Here is a 21152-nt window from a genome sequence, read left to right as displayed (position 1 = left end):
TAAACGCTTCGATTTCAAGTGCCCGATCGAAGTCATGGGCGAGGTGATGCAGGAAGCCATGGCTATGCGGCATCATGCTCCAGCTTCAAATCAATAACCGTGTTGCACTCAGCTTCTGCAACCGCCTACCATCTAGCCAGAGATAATGTACCTCGGCGTTTCTCTCAAATACTCGTGTTACACATTCGTAGTGGCTTTGACCATATCACCACATTCACCAATGGTGACTTAAATGGGTGGTTATGGGGTTCAGCTCTGAGACCTCCAACCGATGTGCGAATTGTGAAACTGCCGGATGGAAACACTGTTTTCCATAACCACACTCGCACAGAGTCGAACAATCTTGGAGTCGTTTTATATCAGACCTTTGATAATCTAGTCATAGACAAGCAGTACGAATTCAGCGTGATGGCCATCAGATTTCTTGGGCGGGAAGCCGTCCCAATACTCTCTCTGAGTACGTCACAAGGATCACTGACGGGGCAAGTCACGATCAGCTCATTAACGCAATGGATAAAGCTTTCAGGAGTTTTTAAAGCATCCACCACTCAAGTTACATGCCACATCAACAATCATGTCGCAACTGGAGCAGGCAATGACTATTACCTTGACGATATTCGTGTAAGGTCGTTGTAATAATCCTCCTATATATGCTCCCCCCAAATCTTTGCTTCAAACAGGAGACATTGCCATGTCCAAGATTATCACCAAGCCTAACCAGCCTGCTGCTGAGTTGGGCGTTCTATGTATCCCCAATATCTACCCGCCAGCAGACGGCGATATAGGCTTGGATGGCAGTTTAGGCGTCATCAATATTAAAACACCGCAGCTTGTCTACGTTAAGAAAGGGCCCCATACATACCCCGGGCAATTGTTCGAACTTTTCAGCAACGACCAAGTAATTCCAATTGCTCACACCTTTGTCATGCCCGCTGACGTCCAGAGTGAATGGCTGCCGATTCTCCTGCCCGAGGGCAGCATCAAGCCTCAATGGCTAGACCCGCTGGTGTGCCGGATCAACCATACCGGCGTATCAACCCTCCCGTTGCGCTTGCGGGTCAATCTCGATATACCGGCAGGCAATGATCCGGATCCCAGCAAACCGGGACACCAAGGGCTGGCTATCTACCTGCCTGACGATGTGCTGGTTAACGGTGTCAGCGAAGAGCGAGCCCGCGAAGGGATCGAAATCACACTCATGCCTTACCTTCACATGGCGGAAGGTGACTGCATCCGGCTGTGCTGGGGGGACCAGCAGATCACTTATTCCGTGAGCGTCACAGACCTTGGCCGCGAGATACACCTTGTGGTGCCTTACGCGAAAATCATGGCCGCCCGCGACGCCATAGGGCTGAACGTGCGGCTGCAAGTACGTGGGCCAACGGGTAACTTTACCGAGCCCGCCGCACGTTGGTCGGCGACCAGCGAAGTGCTTGTGTATGCCCAGCGGGACATTTTGAGAGAGCCTTTTACAGAGGTTGACCCGCAAACCGGGGTAATTGATCTGGATAAGTTGCAGGGCAAACCGCTGATCGCTTCTGTGTTTGCCTCACCCGATTATTTCGAGCGACAAGACACCTTGGAGTTCTTTTTCACGGCAACCAACGCCCAAGGGGAGCTATCCACCTATAGTAAAAAACAAACAGTGGACAGGACCAACCGTATTTTTGACTTCGAGGTCCCCTATGCATTTATGGCGGACCTGATCCATGGCCACGCCAAGCTCCATTACGTACTGCACAAATACGTCCAGCCAATGGAGATGTATTCGCAAGCAGCCTATGTGAGTATCGAAGGCGCGGATGTGGAGTGGCCTGCGCCGTACCTGAACGAGGCTATGCCCTTTACCGACACACGAGCTACTGAAGTCGACATCTATGCCTACGTGCCTTATCAAGCCGCCTGGAGACCGCAAGACCTGATCACCCTGGTCTGGGTATTACCTGACCCTGAAGGCACCGTGGAATACCGCTCTAGCTGTAATGCCGGCGCACGCCCGGAGCACGGCGCCATTGAGTTCGTACTACCGGCAGAGCAGATCAAGCGGTTCGAGGGCCGCCCTTCGCAGATGTACTACGAAGCCAACAACAGTGAGGGGGGCTCGCTGGGGGTCTCAGCACGCAAGCCCCTGCAAGTAGGTGAGCGGTGGGCCCCCATGGCAGCCCCCGTCGTCGACAAGGTCATCGGGCATCAACTTGACCCGGACCTGATAGGTGACGGTGTCTGGGTGACTATCCCTTCCCCTCCAGTAGGCCGGGAGGTTCGCTTGCACTGGTACGGCCCGAGTAACCGCGTTGAAATGCTCAAGTACATAGAAACCCCTGGCGATGTACGGATCAAAATACCCGCCCACTATGTGCTGGAAGACCTCAACCGCCTCGTAAAAATCTATTGGCAAGTCAGCCTGAACGGGACTGCGCACCGCTATTCCAAAGTCGTCACACTGCGGATTGCGCGTCGCGGCATAGATGGCTGTGAAAACAGGTAGCAGGTGTGATCATCACGCTCAACGCTGAAGTGTGTACCTCGATTGGCAACGCTCTCTTAACCGTGGAGAACTTCATAATGCCTAATGCTTCTGAAAAAAACACTGGCGGTTCAACTACGGATGACCAACCTGAGCTGATTATCCAGAATCTGGGCAGGCCTATCGCTGAAGATACCGTGCCGGATGGGTGCATTGGCCTGAGGCACGTCGAATATGACCTCAACCCCCTGCTTTTTCGATCCTTTCAGCAAACGTTCGCGCTCGACACCGTGCTGTATCTGTACTGGAACGGCCCGACACCGGAGGATTACCTGGTCATCGACGACAGCAACGTGGATCTCCTGGTTTATCCCCTGACGATGCGAAAAGAGAGCATTCTGCCGGCAATGGCCAAGGTGTATTGCACGGTGGAAGAGCCTGCTGCCGACCCCGTCGACTCCAATAGCCTCACACTGCGGATCAAACTGAACCGTCCCGGTGAACGCGACCCAAAGCCGGGCCCCGAATTTCCGGGGCATCAAGGACTGGTGGTTTTTTTACCTGAGGATATCGAAGCGGGTGCCGTGATAGATCGTGAGAGGGCCATATCGGGAGTCATTCTGGAGGTCCAGCCCTACGAGAATATGGAGGAATACGACACCTGCAGATTTGCCTGGGGCTCAGAGCTGTTCACCCATGTCGTCACCTTCCAGGAAGTTGGCAGGGGCTTCCAGATCAAGGTTCCCACTCAGGTCATCCTCGATGCAGGTAGCGACCCTTACCTGAAAATGGCGATGCAAGTCATCGACGCCGTTGGCAATTATCCAGTCTACGCCCCTGAGTCGGACGCCAATTGGTCACCGACCCAGACGGTGGCGGTTGACCTCGGCACCCACCCTCTGGAGGCTCCTTTTATTGAACAACCAGGGGAGATCGTTGACTTGAAAAAGCTGGGCGATAAGCCGCAGAAGGTCCTGTTGTTTCTTCACCCCGAGGTCTTCGGTAAAGGTGATCGCGTACACCTGGACTGGGCGGGTCGAGACGCGGAGAACATCCCGGTGCCCTACCGCGAGGAGAAAGTGGTCGAACGCACCAATAGTTTCATGGAGTTCAATATCCCCAATGAAAGGCTCAAGGCGCTGGGAGGCGGTATTTCGTTCTTGTCTTGTAGCCTGCAAAAGGCGAGAACCGATGACTGGCGGGTTTCGAAGAAGGTTCGACTGAACATACGCGGTGCCGCCAGCCCGTGGCGTGCGCCTCAGGTTCTGGAAGCCTCGGCAGGCTATCTGGACCCCACTCTTGCCCAGGTGACAGTGTCCATGATGGCGCCCGATGGATGGGATGCTTCGGTCCCAATACGCCTGGTGTGGGTAGGCCGCTCGACGATCTACACCCAGGAATACACGCTGCTCACCCTCCCTGAGGATCGTATCCTGGTGTTCAGGATCGAGGGTGAGCAGATCAGGCGTTTTAATCACCAACTCACCGAGCTGTACTACGAACGTGCCGATCATGCCTCTGGCCGTGCGTCGCAACGTCTGCGATTACAGGTCGGCGAGCCGCTCGGCCGATTGCCAAAGGCGCGAGTTGAAGGCTCGACGGTTGAGCACCAAGTGAGCGTCGTACTGCCGTTCACCGAAACAGTGCCCGGCGATATCCTGACCTTGCAATGGAGCAGCAGCCAGGCCAGAACCTCGGGGCCCACAACACTGACTGCGGAAACAGCCGGCCTGGCACTGTCTATTCCGATTTCGGTGGAAAACCTCAAGGATGGCGAGATCGTGAAGGTGTTCTACAGCCTTAGCCGTAGCGGCCAACCCACTCGGTATTCGGAGCTGCTGGTATGGGTAAAGGGCCAATGAAGGAGAGCGTCAAGGCTCACGCGTCCACCAGCGCGGCAACAGCTGCCGCACCCGCTGCTCGCCAAACCGATCATCAATCAACATCACCACCCCCCGATCCTGTTGGCCGCGAATCACCCTCCCCGCCGCCTGCACGACTTTTTGAATACCGGGATACAGGTATGTGTAGTCGTACCCCGCGCCAAAAATCGCGCCCATGCGCAGTTTCATCTGCTCGTTCACCGGGTTGAGCTGGGGCAAGCCCAGGGTGGCGATAAACGCGCCGATCAAGCGCGCGCCGGGCAAGTCAATGCCTTCGCCGAACGCGCCACCGAGCACAGCAAAGCCGATGCCCTGGCTGTGCGGGGTGAATTGGTCGAGAAAGGCTTGGCGTTCAGCCTCGACCATGCCCCGCGATTGCAGCCACAGCGCAATCTGTGGATGTCGCTCAGCCAATAGCTGCGCGACCTGTTGCAGGTAATCGAAGCTGGAGAAAAACGCCAGATAGTTACCCGGTTGCGCGGCGAACTGCTGGGCGATCAATGCCACGATGGGTTCCAGCGATGCCTGACGATGCACGAACCGCGTGGAGATCCGCTCAACGATGCTCACCTGCAACTGCTCGGCCTTGAATGGCGATTCCACATCGACCCAGGCGGTGTCCGCCGGCAGGCCCAGCAAATCGGCGTAATAGTGCCGTGGGCTCAAGGTCGCGGAAAACAACACACTGCTGCGCGCAGCCGTAAGCCTGGGCCGGATGAATTCGGCCGGCACCACGTTGCGCAAGCACAGGGTCGAGCTGCTGCGCTTGGCGGTGAACGAGCGCTTAGTGATATCGAAAATAAAGTGCTCGTTAAACAGCTCCGCCACCTTGGCCCATTGCAGCGCGTCGAAGTAGAAGGCTTGCAGGTCGCCGTTGAGGGCATCGGGGTGATCGTTGAAGTAATCGCCCATGGCGCTGGTGCACAGGCTCAGGGCCTGGAGCAGTTTGTCGGGTTTGGCGGCGTAGGCCTGATAAGACGCCAGTTGATCCTTATGCAACGCGTTCCACTCACGGCTGAGGCGCTGCAAGGTTTTTTTCAGCGCCTCGGGTGCGCTGTCACGCACGGTCTTGAGGCTGTATTGATCCAGGCTGGCGCTGTACATCGAGCGGGCTCGCTCGACCAGGTTGTGGGCTTCATCCACCAGCACCGAGACCTGCCATTGGTTGAGCTGGGCGAGGCCGAACAGCATCGCGCCAAAGTCGAAGTAATAGTTGTAGTCGGCGACAATCAGGTCGCTCCAGCGCGCCATTTCCTGGCTCAAATAGTACGGGCATACCTGATGAGCCAGCGCCACGTTGCGCAGGCTGCGTTGATCGAGCAGGCGCACCTGGGACGCGGCCTGGCGGGCGGCAGGCAGGCGGTCGTAAAAGCCCTTGGCCAATGGGCAGGAATCGCCATGGCAGGCTTTGTCCAGGTGTTCGCATGCCTTGTCCCGAGCCACCAGTTCAAGCACACGCAGTGGCAGATCGGGACTGCTGTCGTACAACACCTGCGCAGCATCCAGGGCCAGCTTGCGCCCGGGCGTCTTGGCGGTGAGAAAGAACACCTTGTCCAGTTGCTGCGGCACCAAGGCCTTGAGCTGCGGGAAGATAGTGCCGATGGTCTTGCCAATGCCGGTGGGCGCCTGGGCCATCAGGCACCGGCCTGTACTCACTGCTTTGTAGACCGACTCGGCCAAGGTGCGCTGCCCGGTACGGAAGTCGGCATGGGGAAATGCCAGGCTCTGCGCGCCAGCATTGCGTGCCTCGCGATGTTGCATTTCTTGCCGGGCCCAGTCCAGGAACAGCGCGCATTGCTGGTTGAAGAACTGCTCAAGGTCTGACGCATCGAATCGCTGGTTGAGCACGGTTTCGCCTTCGCCGACGATATCGAAGTACACCAGCGCCAGGTTGATCTCACTGAGCCCGAGCTTCTGGCACATCAGCCAGCCATACACCTTGACCTGGGCCCAGTGCAGTTGCCGATGGTTGGCGGGCTGGGCAGCGAGGTCGCCGCGGTAGGTCTTCACCTCTTCGAGGCGGTTGCTGTCCGGGTCATAGCCGTCCGCCCTGCCCCGCACTTTGAGTTGCTGGTACTCGCCTTCAAGCGCCACTTCACTCTGGTAGTGCGCATTGCGCCGTGACGCTACCGTGCGATGCCCGACGATGCCTTCCTGGGCACTGGGCGACGGCGTAAAGCGCAGGTCGAGGTCACCGACCTTGGCCGTGAACTCACACAACGCCCGCACGGCCACGCTGTAACTCAAGCGGGTTGCTCCGCCCAGCGCACGTAGCAGACGGTGACTGGCATCTGGTGCTCGCCGCAGAATTGCAGCCAACGCAACTGGTTGTCTTGCAGGCGGTCGCCGGGGCCTTTGACCTCGATCATGCGATAGGTATTTTGCGCGGGCCAGAACTGGATAAGGTCCGGCATCCCGGCCCGGTTGGCACGGATATCCTGCAACAGGCGCGTAAACCAATGGCGCAAGTGTTCGGCGGGCAGGCAGGCCAGGGCTTGCTCCAGCAGTTCTTCGTTGAGCAGGTTCCAGAACACAAAAGGCGACTGAATGCCCCATTTCTCTATATAGCGTTGGCGGATGCTGGCCTTGTAGCGACCATCCTCCAGTTGTGCAAAGCACGCGGCAAACAAGGCTTCTCGGCGTTGATAAAAGTCCTCGCTGTGCAGGTCCGCTGGCCCACGCTGGAACGGGTGGAAAAACGCCCCCGGCAGCGGGGCGAAAATCGCCTCCCAGCACAGCAAGCCAAACAGCGAATTGATCAGGCCATTCTCGACGTAATGCACCGGCGCATCCGGTTCACTCAGGTGCGCCAGCACACTGGATTCCACCGACAGCAGCGGCTCCTGCATCAGTGCCAGGTCCAGGCGTGCCACCGCTTGGGGCTTGGCCCTGGGCAGCGCCGGCCCGCCAAGTTTGCGCCGCAGGCGCGGCACTACCCTTAGCATCTGTTGGTGTTCGGCGGCGCTGTGTGGGGCCTGTTGTGCCTCGGTCGCCAGGGCCATGGCTTGGGCGTAATCCTCCTGGCGCTCCAGTACGCGAATCAGCCGCGCCCGGGCACCGGGGTGCGTGCAACCGCGGTAAATCTGTTCGGCCAGCGCCAGCTCGGCGCAGCGTTCGCAATACTGGCCGATCTGGAACAACAGCTTGGCGCGGCGCTTTTCCAGCCAGGGGTTGTCGGTACACAACGTGGCGACCTGCGCCAACACCGTATCCAGCGCGTCACCGGCTTCAAAGGCTTGCTGGCACTGGTGCAGGAACAGGAACCCATGCACGTCGTCCCGGCTGCGTAACCCACGCGACTCGGCGCAAAACTCGACTTTTTCATAGGTGTAGATGCCCAGGTCTGCCAGCACGAATTCCGACCAGTCCTGGTGCAGATTGCCGAAGAACATCAGGCGCAGGCGATCACACAACTCCATTACCGTCAGGCTGTAGAGCGCGTCGTCCACGTCGGGGCACCACTGGGCAAAGCTGCGCGGCTCGGTAAATTGCGCGGCCAAGGGTTCAAGCCAGTCGGCCTTGTTACCCTTGGGTTGGTCGATCCAGGGCTTGAAGGCACCGAGCAATTCACTCTTTTGCAGCAGCGCGAACAGGGTGGCAAACGGCAGCGGGCTTTGATCCTCCACCCATCCCAACTCACGCAATGGCCCCGCCGCCGCATGGGGGCAACCGATTTCCAGGTAATGGAGTTTAGCGGCGCGAAAATGCACGCCCTTGCGCATCACCATGCGCACCAACAACGCCTGGGACGCCTGGGGCAACCTGTCAAATTGCTGAATGAAATGCTGTTCGTGCGCATCGAGCAAATCGGCGTAGCGTTGCCCCAACCAAACCAGCACTTGGCGGAAGTTATGCAGGTAATACAAGGGATCTTCGAGGGGGTTGGCCATGGTGCAATGCAATCAAATACTGGTTATGCATACAGAGTGCCGGGGCAAAGCCGTTGTTGCAATCAGTAATAGATAAATGGCGCCTGCAACTTTTTGCAAAAAAACAATCTGATGAGGGGGTTGATCGCGTAATATTTATGGCCCCGCAAGCAGACGCTGCGGGACTTTTCAGGGTTAAAGGTAAGGGTTATGAACATGAAGAATTTGGGTCTGCCACTGGTTGCACTCACTTTTCTGGTATTGGCCGGTTGCTCCACGCAAACCGTGGTGACCTTGCAGAACGGCACGCAGTATTTGACCAAGGACACGCCCAACGCCAAGACCGCCGATGGCTTCTACGAGTTCACCGATATTGCCGGCAAGCGTATTCGTATCAAGGCCGATGATGTGGCCACGGTGCGTAAGGAAAAATGATCATCTAGCAAAACCCACCAAATGTGGGAGCTGGCTTGCCTGCGATAGCGATTTTTCAGTCACCGCATGGCTGTCTCGACCGCCGCCATCGCAGGCAAGCCAGCTCCCACACCGAATGCGTTAGCTGATGACTATCCCCTCCCCCGACAAGCTGCTCACACCCACCAGCGTCACCGAATCCGTCCCAAAGCCAATGACGGTATCCCCGCCCACCACCTTGATGTGATCGCGGTAATCATTGCTGCCCGCCACGTCGTTGAACACCAGCTTGTCCGTCGCCTGGTAGCCGATCACCCGGTCATTGCCAAACTGCCCGCTGAACAAAAACGTGTTGTGCCCGCTGCTGTCGCGGATGGTGTCATTGCCCTTGCCACCTTCGATAAAGTCCGCGCCCCTGCCGCCTTTGATCAAGTCGTCGCCGTCGCTGCCGATGATGAAGGTATTGCCCTTGTGCGCCTCGGCATTGCGGTTGAGGTCTTGCACCCAGGTGGTGGCCCGTGCCGGGTCGGACAGGTTGGCGACGATCACCGTGGAGTCGCGGGTCATCTGTTCGTAGAACCCCGAGTCGAGGATACGGGTCATGCCGTCACCGTAACCGGTGGGCAAGTGCGAAACCCAGGTGGGCAGGTTGAGGATGGAAAACGGCAGGACGTTCCACAGGGATGAGGCGTAGTGATCGTTGAAACTGACAATGTTGTCGGTGCTCGATTCGTGGGGTTTGTCGTGTACGCCCAGGGACGACAGGTTGAATGACGAGCCATCCAGGGCGCGAAACACCGGATCGTTTTCATAACCGACGTTAAGCACCTTGTCGCCGGCGCTCTGGGTCGGCGACGCGTAAGCCACGTAATTGGCGTCTTTATAAAACCCCGACCAGGTGCTGTCGCTCAAGTCGGCCATGCTGTTGACCGCCATGCCACCGAGGCTGTGACCACTGACCACTACGTCATTGCCGCCCAGGCCCTGGGCAGTGGCGTAGTCCGCCACGTTCTTGAGCAACCCGCCAAAAGCCTCCCCCGCGTAGTTCTTGGCATAATCCTTGGGCCCGAAGGCGGCGAGCAGGTCGTTGATCACATCGCCGATGGAGTCGGTAATCACACTTTCCCGAGGCCCCGAAGTCCCGCGAAAACTGATGCCGATTTCCAGCAGTTTGCCAGCGTCATCGTACTTGCCCAGCACCTCGGCCTGCGCCGTGCCGTAGCCGAATTTTTCGCCAAAGTAGGTGCCGCGTGCATCGACCTTGCCGCTGTAGCCCAGGGTGCTGGCACTGATGAGCGTCCAACCGGCTGCTTGCACCGCCTCAAGGGCGGCTTTTTCCGAGTCGGGGTTCCAGGGGATGCCGGGGATGACCCCTTGGGCATTGCTGCCGCCAATCAGCGCGCTGACCAGGGTGGCCGGTAACCCCAGCCCGAGGCCATTGTTCTGGTAGCCGACGGCAAAGCCGTTATCCAGGTTGTGGTAGGAATACAGCGTGATTGCCATGGCATCGGCGAACAACGCCTTGGAGCCCTCGGTACCGAGGTTTTTATAGTCAAAGATACCCATTGGTAGTGCCTCTCTGTTGTTGGATTTGTAGAGAAAGCCAAAACACCTGTTATCCGTTACCACCTGTAGGAGCGAGCTTGCTCGCGAAGGTCGTCAACGATGACGCGTTCTACCTGAAGAAACGCCGCGCACTTGAGTTTTTCGCGAGCAAGCTCGCTCCTACAGTGGTTTTAAAGCTTTAGAACGCCCAGTCCAGGCTCAAGCCGACGCCGTGCACCTTCTCCTTGCTGGCCAGCAGGCCGTTGTAATCGAAGTTCACCCGCGCATCCTTGCTCAATGCCAGGCTGACCCGTGCCCCGACCAACGCCGCATCGCGCACCATCGGCGCACTTTCCACCGTGAACGAAGGGCCGCCCGAGGCAAACGCCAGGTGCTGCTCCGAATCGGTGCTGCTCAGGTTGTGCTGCCAGCCCAGGGTGCCGGAGACTTCCAGTTGCTGATGGTCGTTGATATTGAAGGTCTTCAAGGCCCGCATACCCAGGGTACTCAGCACCAGGTCACGGCTGTCGTCGCCACTTTTCAGCGCGGCGGCGTCGCCCTTCTCTTTGAAGCTGTCAGTTGCCAGGTGCACGTAGGCCAGGTTGGCGAACGGCTCCAGGGCCAGTGGTTGCAGGTTTATGCGGTACGCAGCTTCCGTGAACACCTGGGTACTGTGGGCATCGACCTTGGCTTTTTGCTTGCCGCTGACATCGCCGTATTGCAGGTCGCGTTTGACATCGGCGCGGTGCCAGCTGTAGGTCGCGCCGCCACTCAGGCGCCAGGCGCCGATTTCATGCCCGGCATAGGTGCCGAAATGGTAGCTGTCGACCGAGGCGCGGCTGTGGGTGCCGCTGCCCATGTTCAACGACGTGTCGCTGTAACCGGCCACAAGGCCAATGCGTGTGGCCTCATCGACGGCGCCGTCCACACCGGCGAGCATGCCGCCGATAGAAGTGGTGTAGCCCGCCGTGTCGTTGCGGCTGTCGGTCTTGCCCCAGGCGCCCAATGCCTTGACCCACACGTTGCCACGGCTGTCGATGGCTTGGCTGGTAGCGCCCATCTCGCCATTGCGCAGACGCTCGCCCACCGCTTCGCGTACGTAGCGGCTGTCATTGACCAGTGCGGTTTCCAGCGCCGGGTAAACCTCGCCGCTCAGTTGCTGGAACGCGCCCTGGGCCGAGGCGGCCGTGGGTGCCAGCAGCAGGCTTTCGTACACGCCATTGCCCGCGCCCAATTGCTCGACGGCTGCGGCCACGGCGCGCTGGTTCGGCGTGGCGGCCACACTGGCGAAGCTGTTGGTGCGTGCCACATCCAGCTGCACGCCGTTGGCGGCATAGTTCAAGGTACCGCCGACAAACAGGTAATCAGGCAGCACCGCAGCAAAACTGCCGGTGACGCCACCTGCCGCTTGCAGGATGTTGTACTGACGGCCGATCAGGCTTTGTGCTTGGGGCGCGCTCAACAAGGTCGGGCTGTTTTCCAGGGCCAGGGTCACGGTGCCGCCGTTGAGGGTGGCCGTGCCGCCCGCGACGATACGATCGCTGCTGGTGGGCGACAGTTCTACCGCGTAGGTCGAGCCCGGTTCGAAGTTGACGTTGCCCGCCACGTTCAAGGTGCCAATGGAATTGCCCGGTGCCACAGTACCGCCGCTTTTCGCGCTCAGCGAACCGATACGCCCCGAACCACCGACCACGCCGCTCTGGCTCACGGTGACGTCGGAGGTGACCGAACCGTTGATCGCCAGCAAGCCCTGGTTGACCAGCGTCGGCCCGCTGTAAGTATTGGCGCCGGTGAGCACCAAGGTACCGATGCCCTGCTTGGTCAGGCCGCCATGGCCCGAGATGTCGTTGCTCCACACATCGCGCCCACAGTGCACGTCATCGCACACACGCTGGGTGGGTTTGCCGACATCCACCACCGCGCCGACGCCCGGCAGGTCCGCCACGAACTGGCCGCTGCCGTAGGCGCCGTCGATACGGAACTCGGCCGGGATATCCTCGGCGGTGATAAACATCCCTGGGCCGTTGACCGCCTTGCCCAGGTTGATCATGCCCCAGCCGTACAGCGAGTCGATGCCCGGCGCGCCGAGGTCGGTGGCGGTGGTCTTGAGCACGGTGGAGATCTGGTCGCCGCTCATGTATTGGAAGCGTTCCATCAGCACCGCTGCGCTGCCGGCTACGTGAGGCGCGGCCATGGATGTGCCGTTGAAGTTGGCGTAGTCGTTGGTGAGGTTGTCCAGGTTGGTGCCGTTGATGATCGAGCTGTAGATCTTGGTGCCGGGCGCCGATACGCAAAAGCTCGCCGCATAGCCACAGCGCGAAGAGAAGGTGCTGATCACATAGGGGTTGGCACTTGCGGTGTCCGGGTTTTGCTGCAAAGCGGCCACCGACAGCCAGTTCGGGGCAATCTCCGGCACAAAGTACGCCAGACCGGAAATGGCATCCGGGTTGTTACGGTTGTAGTCATTACCCGCGGCGAAGATGGTCAGCACACCGCTGCGGGCCGCATCGATGGCGCCTTGATAAGCCCCCCCTGCGATTGTGCCGAGGATCGGTCGAATGGTGTTGAATTGCGCCTGGGCTTCGTTGACGGTGAAATTGGGAAACGCCGGATCGCGCCCGCCCTTGGCGTACTGATCACCGATGCCGATACCCCAGCTGTTGTTGATGATGCGAGCACCGCTGGCAACCAACGCATCCCAACCGGCTTTGTACACCGCGCCATCGTTGCCCAGGATAATTCCGTCTTCCGGGCCCGGGTCACCGTTTTCGGCACTGATGATTTGCGCATTGAACGCTACGCCATGCATCGGCCCGCCATCGCGGTTACCCGCAGCAATCCCGCCGACATGCGTGCCGTGGTTGCCCAGCTTGCCATTGGAGCCCAGGGACGGAGTGCCGTCGTAACGGAATGCATCTCCGGCCTTCACCGGGATATACGGGTCGGTGTATTGGCGGATGCCCTCGGTGACAATGGTCACCACTTTGTTGGGGCTGGCGAATTCCGGATGTGGCGCATACACCGGCTGGTCGAAGATCCCCAGCTTGACGCCCTTGCCGGTATAGCCGGCCGCATAGGCGGTGTCGGCGTGCACGGCGCCCAGGCCCCAGTCGGCCTTGAACTCATTGCTGCGCCAGCTGGCGGCGTCGCCCAGTTTGCCGGTTTCCACATAGGGTGCAGCCTGGGCGGTCCCCAGGCTTGCCAGGCAACACAGCAACGCGCCGTATGGCACGCAGCTCAGCGCCTTGAGCGGATAGCCCGGGCCTGTGTGGATGGCGTTAGTTAACCCTGACTTGCGTTTTTTCACGGTGACCTTCCTTAGTTTTCTTATTGCACGTGTGTAAATCACTTTCTCCAGAACACCGCCGCCTCCATGTGGGAGCTGGCTTGCCTGCGATAGCGTCCGGCCAGTCACGCCTCTGCTGGCGGCCCCACCGCTATCGCAGGCAAGCCAGCTCCCACATTTTTTGTTCGCGGTGTCTTCAGAACTGCCAGTTCAGGCTCAAGCCCACGCCCTGGGTTTTCGCGCGCCCACCCAGTTGGCCGTTGTAATCCAGGTTGACCCGTGTCGATGCATTCAGCGCCAGGCTGGCCTGCACGCCCACCAGGGCGGCATCGCGCAGCAACGGTGCACTGCGCACCGCAAATGAAGGCCCGCCTGCGACAAACGCCAGATGCTCTTCGGACTCCACCGCCGTCAGGCTGTGTTGCCAGCCTAACGAACCGGACAGGTCCAGTTGCTGGTGGTCATTGAGGGCCAGGGTTTTCAGGGCACGCACGCCAAGGGTGCTAAGCACTGCATCACGCTGGTCGCTGCCGCGTTCCAGAGCAGCGGCGTCGCCTTTTTCGTGGAAGGACTCGCTGTTCAGATGCACATAGGCCAGGTTGGCGAACGGCTCCAGGGCCACCGCTTGCAAGCGGATGCGGTACGCGGCTTCGGTGAAGACTTGCGCCGTGGTCGCGTCCAGCTTGGTCTTTTGCTTACCGCTGACATCACCCCATTGCAGGTCGCGCTTCACGTCGCCGCGATGCCAGCTGTAGGCACCGCCGACGCTCAGGCGCCAGTCACCCAGCTCGCGCCCGGCGTACGCGCCGAAGTTGTAACTGTCGATGGACGCCGATGAATGGGTACCGCTGCCCATATTCAGCGAGCTGTCGCTGTAGCCGGCGACCACACCCACGCGGGTCTGCTCATCCAGCGCGCCATCCACGCCCGCCAACAGGCCACCGATGGAGGTGGTGGAACCCGCCGTTTCAGTGCGGCTGTCGGTCTTGCCCCAGGCGCCCAGCGCCTTGAACCACAGGTTGCTTTCACCGGTCACTGGCACATGGCGCAGGCGCTCGCCCACGGCATTACGCAGTTGCAGGCTGTCGTTGATCAGCATCGCACCCACGGCGGGGTAGATTTCCCCGGACAGTTGCTGCAAACCCTGCTGGGCGGTGGCGGCTGACTGCGACTGCAGCAGGCTTTCATACACTGGGTTGCCAGCGCCCAATTGCTCGGCGGCCGCCGCAACGTTGCGCTGGTTGCGGGTGGCGCCGACGCTGGCGAAGCTGGCGCCATTGCGACCGACATTCAATTGCACGGCATTGGCGGCGTAGTCGAGGGTGCCACCGAGGAACAGGTAATTGGGCAGCACTTGCCCGAACTGGCCCTGGATACCGCCCGCCGCCTCGAGAATCGAGTACTGCCGGCCAATCAGGCTTTGCGCCTGGCTCTGGCTGAGCAAGGTCGGGCTGTTTTCCAGCGCCAGCGTGACGGTGCCGCCGCCCAGAACCGCCTGGCCGCCGGCAACAATGCGGTCACTGCTGGTAGGCGTCAGTTCCACTGCATAGGTCGAGCCCGCGCCGAGGTTCACATCTCCCGCTACCTGCAAGGTGCCCACGGAATTGCCCGGGGCCACACGGCCGCCGTTGTTTACCGACAACGCGGCGATAGGCCCGGAACCGCCGAGGGTGCCGCTGTCATTCACCGTCACTGCCGAGGTCAGCGAGCCATTGACGGCCAACAGACCACCGTTGACGAGGGTCGCACCGCGATAGGTGCTGTCGCCGCTGAGCACCAGGCTGCCGGCACCGGCCTTGATCAGGCTGCCCTCGTACACGCGGTTGGCAGCGGCCTGGTCGCGGGCGCTGCCAATGGCGTAATCGGTCTGGTCCTGCTGGCTGGCAGTGGCGCCCACGCCGTTTTGCCAGCCCTTGTCGATCAGGGTTTGCTGCCAGGCAGTGTGTTCGGCGCGGTCCTCGGCCTGACGCTGAAGCAGCGCCTGGTCGGAGATGCCATTGCTCCACACATCGCCCTGCCCGGCGGCCAGGTTCACCTCCATAGGCCCGAGCAATTGCCCCGGACCATGCATCGCCCGGCCCAGGTCAGGCACACCCCAGCCAACGATCGCATTGGGCGCCTGGGTGATCGAGCCGTCGAGCTGCGTGGCGGTGGTCAACAGCACCTGCAAGGCTTGCTCGTTGGTCATGTAGGGATAACGTTCCATCACCAGCGCCAACGCGCCGGTGGCATGGGGCGCTGCCATCGAGGTGCCGGATTTGACGCCGTAACCGCCGTCGGGAATGGTGCTATTGATCAACGCGCCCGGCGTGGAAATGCACCAGTATTTGGCGATGCCGCACTTGTTGTATTTCTGGTTATTGGCCTTATCCAGCCCAGACACGGCAAGCCAGTGGCCTTCCAGTTCCGGCTGGAAATACGGCAAGGCCGAGCGCACGCTCGCGTTGGCATAGCCGCTGTTGCCGGCGCTGAACACGTTGATCACGCCGGCCTTGGCCACGTCCGCTGCCGCGTCCAGCCAGGTGCCACGGTTGTAATGCTGGGCATACGCCGCGTGCATGTTGTCCAGGGTCTGGTAGCTGACGTCCTTGGGCTGGCTGCCCCAGCTGTTGTTGATGGCGCGCACGCCGGAGTCCACCAAAGCGGTGTACACGGTCTTGAAGTATTTGGGATCAGGGGTGGGGCCGAACAGGAAGCTGTCGTTGGCGTTGGTGTTGCCTACATAAACTTGCGCCTTGTAGGCCACGCCATGCATGCCCACGCCGTCGCGGGCGGCGCCCATGGTGCCGGTGACGTGAGTGCCGTGGGAATCATTGTTCGGGTTGAGCGCGCCCGTGGTGCTGAAGGCGCTGCCATCGACATAGGTGCCAGTGGCGGTGACCGGGTGGAAACGGTCTTTGGAGGCTTCGGGGTGATTGGCATCGAACCCTGAGTCCAGCGCGCCGATTTTCACGCCTTGGCCGCTGATCCCGGCGGCGTAGGCTTCATCGGCTTTCATGCGGCCCAGGCCCCAGTCGCTCTGGTACTCGGCAGAGCGCCAACTGGCGGGGTTACCCGGCTGACCGGTCTCGGTGTATTGCGCCTGTGCCGCAACGGACAGCAAGAGCAAGGAACCTGCGGTGAAGGGTTTGAAACGCGGTGAATCAGTGATCATGTGCACACTCCCTATTATTGTTATTCCCTCGCCACAAAACACGCGCTCCTACAGTTTTCCATCCGGGCCGAAGGCTTCGTCCACTTTGGCCAAGTCGGTATCGCGCAAGTTGCCCGCGTAGTAGTGCAATTTGGTCCAGGCCATCAAGTAGTCATAACGCGCCTGGGCCAGGTCGCGGCGGGTGCTGTACAGCTGCTGTTCGGCGTTCAGTGCGTCGAGGTTGACGCGCTCGCCGCCGAGAATGCTTTGCTTGGTCGACACCACCAGCGCCTCGGCGGATGCCAGCGCTTTCTGATAGGCGCGCAACTTGCTCACGCCTGACAAGCACGCGCTGAACTGGCGACGCAGTTCGATCAGGGTTTCGCGGGTCTTGCCCTCCAACTCGTACTCGGCCTGCTCCATCGCACGGCTGGCCTGGCGGGTGGAAGCCGAGATACCGCCACCGGCGTACAGCGGCATGCTTACTTCGACGCCGATGGTGTTGGTGTCGTAGCGCTGGTTATAGGTGTTGCCGCTGTCGGACTCCTGTTTGCGCGAGGTGGCATACGCGGTGATTCTGGGCAAATGCCCGGCACGGTTGCGCTCCACTTCATAGCGCGCCACTTCCAGGGACTGGCGCTGCGACGCCAGCACCGGGTTGTTGGTGAGTGCCAACTCATGCCAGGTGTCGTAGTTGGCCGGGGTCAGGGTGAACGCGGCAAAGCTCTGGTTCAGCGGTGCCAGGTCGTTGATGTTGACGCTTTGCACGCCGATCAACGCGCCCAGTTCCCGGAGCGAGGCGTCCTGCTCATCCAGGGCCTGGATCTCTTCGGCGGTGGCCAACTCGTAGCGCGACTCGGCTTCAAGGATATCGGTGCGAGTGCCCTCGCCTTGCTGGAACAGATGCCGGTTCTGCTGGAACTGTTGTTCGAACGCCTTCTTCTTGGCCCGGGCGATGTCGATCTGGTCCTGGGCAAACAGCGCCTGGGTGTAATAGCTCAACACCCGCACCAGCAACGCCTGGCTCTTGTCCCGAAAGCTTTCATCGGCAAACAGCGCCTGGGCTACGCCCTTGCGGTAGTTGGCATAGGCTTCGTAGTCGAACAGCGGCTGTTGCAGGCTGAAGGTGGAGCCATAGCTGTTGTAGTTGCGGTCGTCGCGGTAACTGCCGCCGCGCCCGTCAGGCAGGTGCGCTTCGGAGTTGTTGCGGCCCTTGTTGTAGTTGTAGGACAGCCGCGGCAGCAAGCCGGCGCGGCCAATGGTGCGATTTTCCAGGCCGGCGTCGCGTTCCTTGATGGCGCCCAGGAACACCGGGTCGTTGCGCAGCGCCTGCTCGTACACATCGAAGGGCCCCATGGCCGCCTGGGCACTGCCACACACCAGCAACAGCGAAATGAACACTGGCTTCATGCTCATTCCTCGGTCAACGCGGAGCCGGCGCGGTCCAGCAGCGGCTTGAACAGGTAATTGAGCAAGGAACGCTCGCCAGTGCGCACGAACATCTCGGCGGGCATGCCGGGCTTGATCACCAGGCCGTTGAGTTTTTCCATGGCCGCTTCGCTGACGCTGGTGCGCAGCACGTAATACGGCGCACCGGTTTTTTCGTCGAGCATCTGGTCGGCGGAGATCAGGCTGACTTCACCTGGCACCCGTGGCGTGCGGCTTTGGTTGAAGGCGGTGAAGAGGATGTCGACCGGCAAGTGTGTGCCGACCTTGTCCACCAGGTGCACGGGCAAATGCCCTTCCACTTCCAGGCGTGTGCCCTGGGGCACGATCTCCAGCAGGGTTTCACCGGCACGCACCACGGCGCCTTCGGTATGCACGCTGAGGTTGACCGCGATGCCATCGGCCGGCGCGTTGATTTCGCTGTGTTGCAGGTTGAAGCCGGCGGAAGTCAGTTGTTGCTCAAGGGTCAGGGCGCGCAGTTGCGCGTCGGCCAGTTGGCTGCGCACTTCCTTCTGATACTCCTCGCTGTGCTGCTGCAATTTGAGCCGCGACTCGACAATGCCCTGCTCTATCCGGCCGCTTTCCCCGGCGTTTTGCGCCAGGTCCTGCTGCACCTGGGACAACTGGCGCTGATAGTCCATCAGCCGGTTGCGCGGGATATAGCCGTTGTCGGCCAAAGGTTGCAGGTTGCTCAGTTGCGCGCGCAGGGATTGAGCCTGGGCGGTCAAGTCACTGCGGGCACGGCGCATACCGCTCAACTGTGACGTGGCGCCTTCGATGCTGGCGCGGATCCCGGCTTGTTCACGGGCAAACGCGTCGCGACGGCTGCTGAACAACTGGCGCTGACCGTCCAGCACCAGCATCAGGGCCGAATCGGGATTGGCGCTCAGCTCAGCAGGAAAGGTAATACCAGGCAGGTTGTCACGCTCGCTCTGCCAGCGCGCCACGCTGGCCCAAGCCATGCGGTACTGGGCTTGCAGCGATTGCACATCGGCCTGGTTCTGGGTCTGGTCAAGACGGAACAGCGGCTGGCCTTGCTTGACCAGTTCGCCCTCTTTTACCAGGATGCGGCTGACCACACCGGGGCTGAAGGTTTGTACCGCCTTGCGCTTGCCCGACACCACCACGGTGCCTTGTACCGGGATGCCCTGGTCCAACGGTGCAAGGCTGGCCCAGAGGAAAAACCCACCGGCACCGACGATGGTCATCACCCAGCCCATTTTTACGAAAAAGCCGGCATCGCGTTCTTTAATTTGAGGTTCAACGGTAAGGCTGCTCATGCGCCTGGATTCCTTCCGGCCTGGTACTGACGACTGAAACTGACACCGGTTTTTTCTTTCGGCGCTTCCTGCTGCCCGGACAACGCCCGCAGCACCTCTTGGCTGGGCCCGAACGCTTGCAGTTGGCCTTCGCCGAGCACTAGCAATTTGTCGGCCTGGGCCAATGCCGAGGAACGATGGGTGACCAGCACCACGCTGCTGCCCTGGGCTTTCATCTGCATGATGGCGCTGGCCAATGCGGCCTCGCCGACGGTGTCGAGGTTGGAGTTGGGTTCGTCCAGCACGATCAGGCGCGGCCCGCCGTACAGGGCGCGGGCCAGGGCGACCCGCTGTTTCTGGCCGCCGGACAAGCCACCGCCGTTGTCGCCCAGCACGGTGTCGTAGCCTTGGGGCAGGCGCAGGATCAATTCATGTACACCGGCCTGTTGCGCGGCCTTGACCACCAACTCCGGGTCGGCCTCGCGAAAGCGCGCGATGTTGTCGGCGATGCTGCCGCTGAACAGCTCGATGTCCTGGGGCAAATAGCCGATATGCGGGCCGAGGTCTTCGCGGTTCCAGCGGTGAATATCCGCGCCGTCCAGGCGCACGGTGCCGGCCAGGGTCGGCCATACGCCCACCAGCACGCGAGCCAGGGTGGACTTGCCGGAGCCCGACGCGCCCAGCACGCCCAGCACTTCACCAGCGGCCAGGTTGAAGCTGACCTGATGCAGGGTCGCCATGCGTCGCCCCGGCGGGCCGGCGCTGACCTGCTCGAAACTGACCTGGCCGTGGGGCGCCGGCAAGGCCATGTGCTCGACCTCCGGCGGGAATTCGCGCAGCAGTTCGTCGAGGCGCTGGTAGGCCAGCTTGGCCGAGCTCCATTGCTTCCACACTGCAATCAGTTGGTCGATGGGGCTGAGTACGCGGCCCATCAAGATGGAGCCTGCGATCATCATCCCGGCGGTCATGTCGCCCTTGATCACCAGGTAGGCGCCCAGGCCCAGCACCAAGGATTGCAGGCACAGGCGCAGGGATTTGCTCAACGAGGTGATGATCGAACCGGTGTCGCTAGCCTTGTTCTGCAAACCCAGGAACTGCGAATGCACGCCAAACCAGCGTTGGCGCAGCGCACCAAGCATACCCATGGCCTGGATGGTTTCGGCGTTGTGCAAATGGCTGGTGGCCAGTTGGGTCGACTGCTGCGAAAAACCGCTGGCCTCGCCCAGCGGCTTTTTGGTCAGGTATTCATTCAGGCACGCCAGGCCAATCAACAGCACCGCGCCCGCCGTGGCCAGCACGCCGAGCCACACGTTGAACAGGAAAATCACGAACAGGTAGATGGGGAACCACGGCGCATCGAAAAACGCGAACAGCGCCGGCCCCGTGATGAATTGGCGCAGAGCGGTCAGGTCGCCCAAGGATTGCCCGGCATGCCCCTGGCCACGCTGCAAGTTGCGCTCGAAGGCGGCCTTGTACACGCGCAAGTTGAAACGTCGCTCCAACTGGCTGCCAATGCGGATCACGATAAAGCTGCGCACCACTTCCAGCAGGCCGATAAATGCAAAGAAGCCCACGACCATCAGCGTCAACATCACCAGCGTGGTTTCATTCTGGGAGGACAACACACGGTCATACACTTGCAGCATGTAAATCGAGGGCACCAGCATTAATAGGTTAATCAATGCCGTGAAACAGCCAACGCTGATCAAAATACTCTTGTATTCACCCAGCGCCCTGAATAAGGGCGCCACCCCATGGGACTTCGCCATATTAATTGTTTTTCCTTGCAGCGAATTACGCAAAAGGGTCACCCCTACCGAGTAGGGTACGGCCATCTAATAAATCGAGTT

At 60.4% G+C, this 21152-nt stretch carries 11 protein-coding genes; 3 read left to right on the top strand and 8 right to left on the bottom strand.

Features of this window, described 5'->3' with window-relative positions; all coding sequences use genetic code 11:
• Nucleotides 1–691: 691 nt before the first annotated feature.
• Together JJD66_RS19295 and JJD66_RS19290 are read left to right on the top strand one after the other, a co-directional pair.
• Nucleotides 692–2488, top strand: coding sequence for a hypothetical protein (locus tag JJD66_RS19295; protein ID WP_200648788.1), 1797 nt, complete (start codon nucleotides 692–694; stop codon nucleotides 2486–2488).
• A gap of 5 nt (nucleotides 2489–2493) precedes the next feature.
• Nucleotides 2494–4329, top strand: coding sequence for a hypothetical protein (locus JJD66_RS19290; protein ID WP_200648787.1), 1836 nt, complete (start codon nucleotides 2494–2496; stop codon nucleotides 4327–4329).
• Nucleotides 4330–4338: 9 nt separating this feature from the next.
• Here JJD66_RS19290 and JJD66_RS19285 read toward each other — a convergent pair whose 3' ends face one another.
• Both JJD66_RS19285 and JJD66_RS19280 read right to left on the bottom strand, forming a co-directional pair.
• Nucleotides 4339–6597, bottom strand: coding sequence for an ATP-dependent DNA helicase (locus tag JJD66_RS19285; protein WP_200648786.1), 2259 nt, complete (start codon nucleotides 6595–6597; stop codon nucleotides 4339–4341).
• Nucleotides 6594–8240, bottom strand: a complete 1647-nt coding sequence (locus JJD66_RS19280) for a VRR-NUC domain-containing protein (RefSeq protein ID WP_200648785.1) — start codon at nucleotides 8238–8240, stop codon at nucleotides 6594–6596. The genes JJD66_RS19285 and JJD66_RS19280 overlap by 4 nt, the downstream gene beginning before the upstream one ends.
• A 189-nt stretch (nucleotides 8241–8429) precedes the next feature.
• Here JJD66_RS19280 and JJD66_RS19275 point away from each other — a divergent pair, with 189 nt between their 5' ends.
• Nucleotides 8430–8654, top strand: coding sequence for a YgdI/YgdR family lipoprotein (locus JJD66_RS19275; RefSeq protein ID WP_003191162.1), 225 nt, complete (start codon nucleotides 8430–8432; stop codon nucleotides 8652–8654).
• Between the two features lie 120 nt (nucleotides 8655–8774).
• Here JJD66_RS19275 and JJD66_RS19270 read toward each other — a convergent pair whose 3' ends face one another.
• The 6 genes from JJD66_RS19270 to JJD66_RS19245 form a co-directional block, all read right to left on the bottom strand.
• Nucleotides 8775–10199 carry a polyurethane esterase gene (locus tag JJD66_RS19270; RefSeq protein WP_200648784.1) on the bottom strand — a complete coding sequence of 475 codons (1425 nt, stop codon included), beginning with the start codon at nucleotides 10197–10199 and terminating at the stop codon, nucleotides 8775–8777.
• A gap of 178 nt (nucleotides 10200–10377) precedes the next feature.
• The gene (locus JJD66_RS19265) at nucleotides 10378–13485 is read right to left on the bottom strand and encodes an autotransporter domain-containing protein (RefSeq protein WP_200648783.1); all 3108 of its coding nucleotides are present in this window, start codon (nucleotides 13483–13485) and stop codon (nucleotides 10378–10380) included.
• 175 nt (nucleotides 13486–13660) lie between these two features.
• Nucleotides 13661–16618 carry an autotransporter serine peptidase EprS gene (gene eprS / locus JJD66_RS19260; protein ID WP_200648782.1) on the bottom strand — a complete coding sequence of 986 codons (2958 nt, stop codon included), beginning with the start codon at nucleotides 16616–16618 and terminating at the stop codon, nucleotides 13661–13663.
• Nucleotides 16619–16666: 48 nt separating this feature from the next.
• Nucleotides 16667–18007, bottom strand: coding sequence for a TolC family outer membrane protein (locus JJD66_RS19255; protein WP_003191155.1), 1341 nt, complete (start codon nucleotides 18005–18007; stop codon nucleotides 16667–16669).
• 2 nt (nucleotides 18008–18009) lie between these two features.
• The gene (locus JJD66_RS19250; RefSeq protein ID WP_200648781.1) at nucleotides 18010–19323 is read right to left on the bottom strand and encodes an HlyD family type I secretion periplasmic adaptor subunit; all 1314 of its coding nucleotides are present in this window, start codon (nucleotides 19321–19323) and stop codon (nucleotides 18010–18012) included.
• The gene (locus JJD66_RS19245) at nucleotides 19320–21071 is read right to left on the bottom strand and encodes a type I secretion system permease/ATPase (protein WP_200648780.1); all 1752 of its coding nucleotides are present in this window, start codon (nucleotides 21069–21071) and stop codon (nucleotides 19320–19322) included. The genes JJD66_RS19250 and JJD66_RS19245 overlap by 4 nt, the downstream gene beginning before the upstream one ends.
• Nucleotides 21072–21152 lie beyond the last annotated feature (81 nt).

Origin of the sequence: Pseudomonas sp. MF6751, from assembly GCF_016613265.1 — a bacterium.
Taxonomy (GTDB): Bacteria; Pseudomonadota; Gammaproteobacteria; order Pseudomonadales; family Pseudomonadaceae; genus Aquipseudomonas; species Aquipseudomonas fluorescens_BV.
Note: the sequence above shows the minus strand (reverse complement) of the source record. Positions and strands in the feature narration are given on the sequence as shown.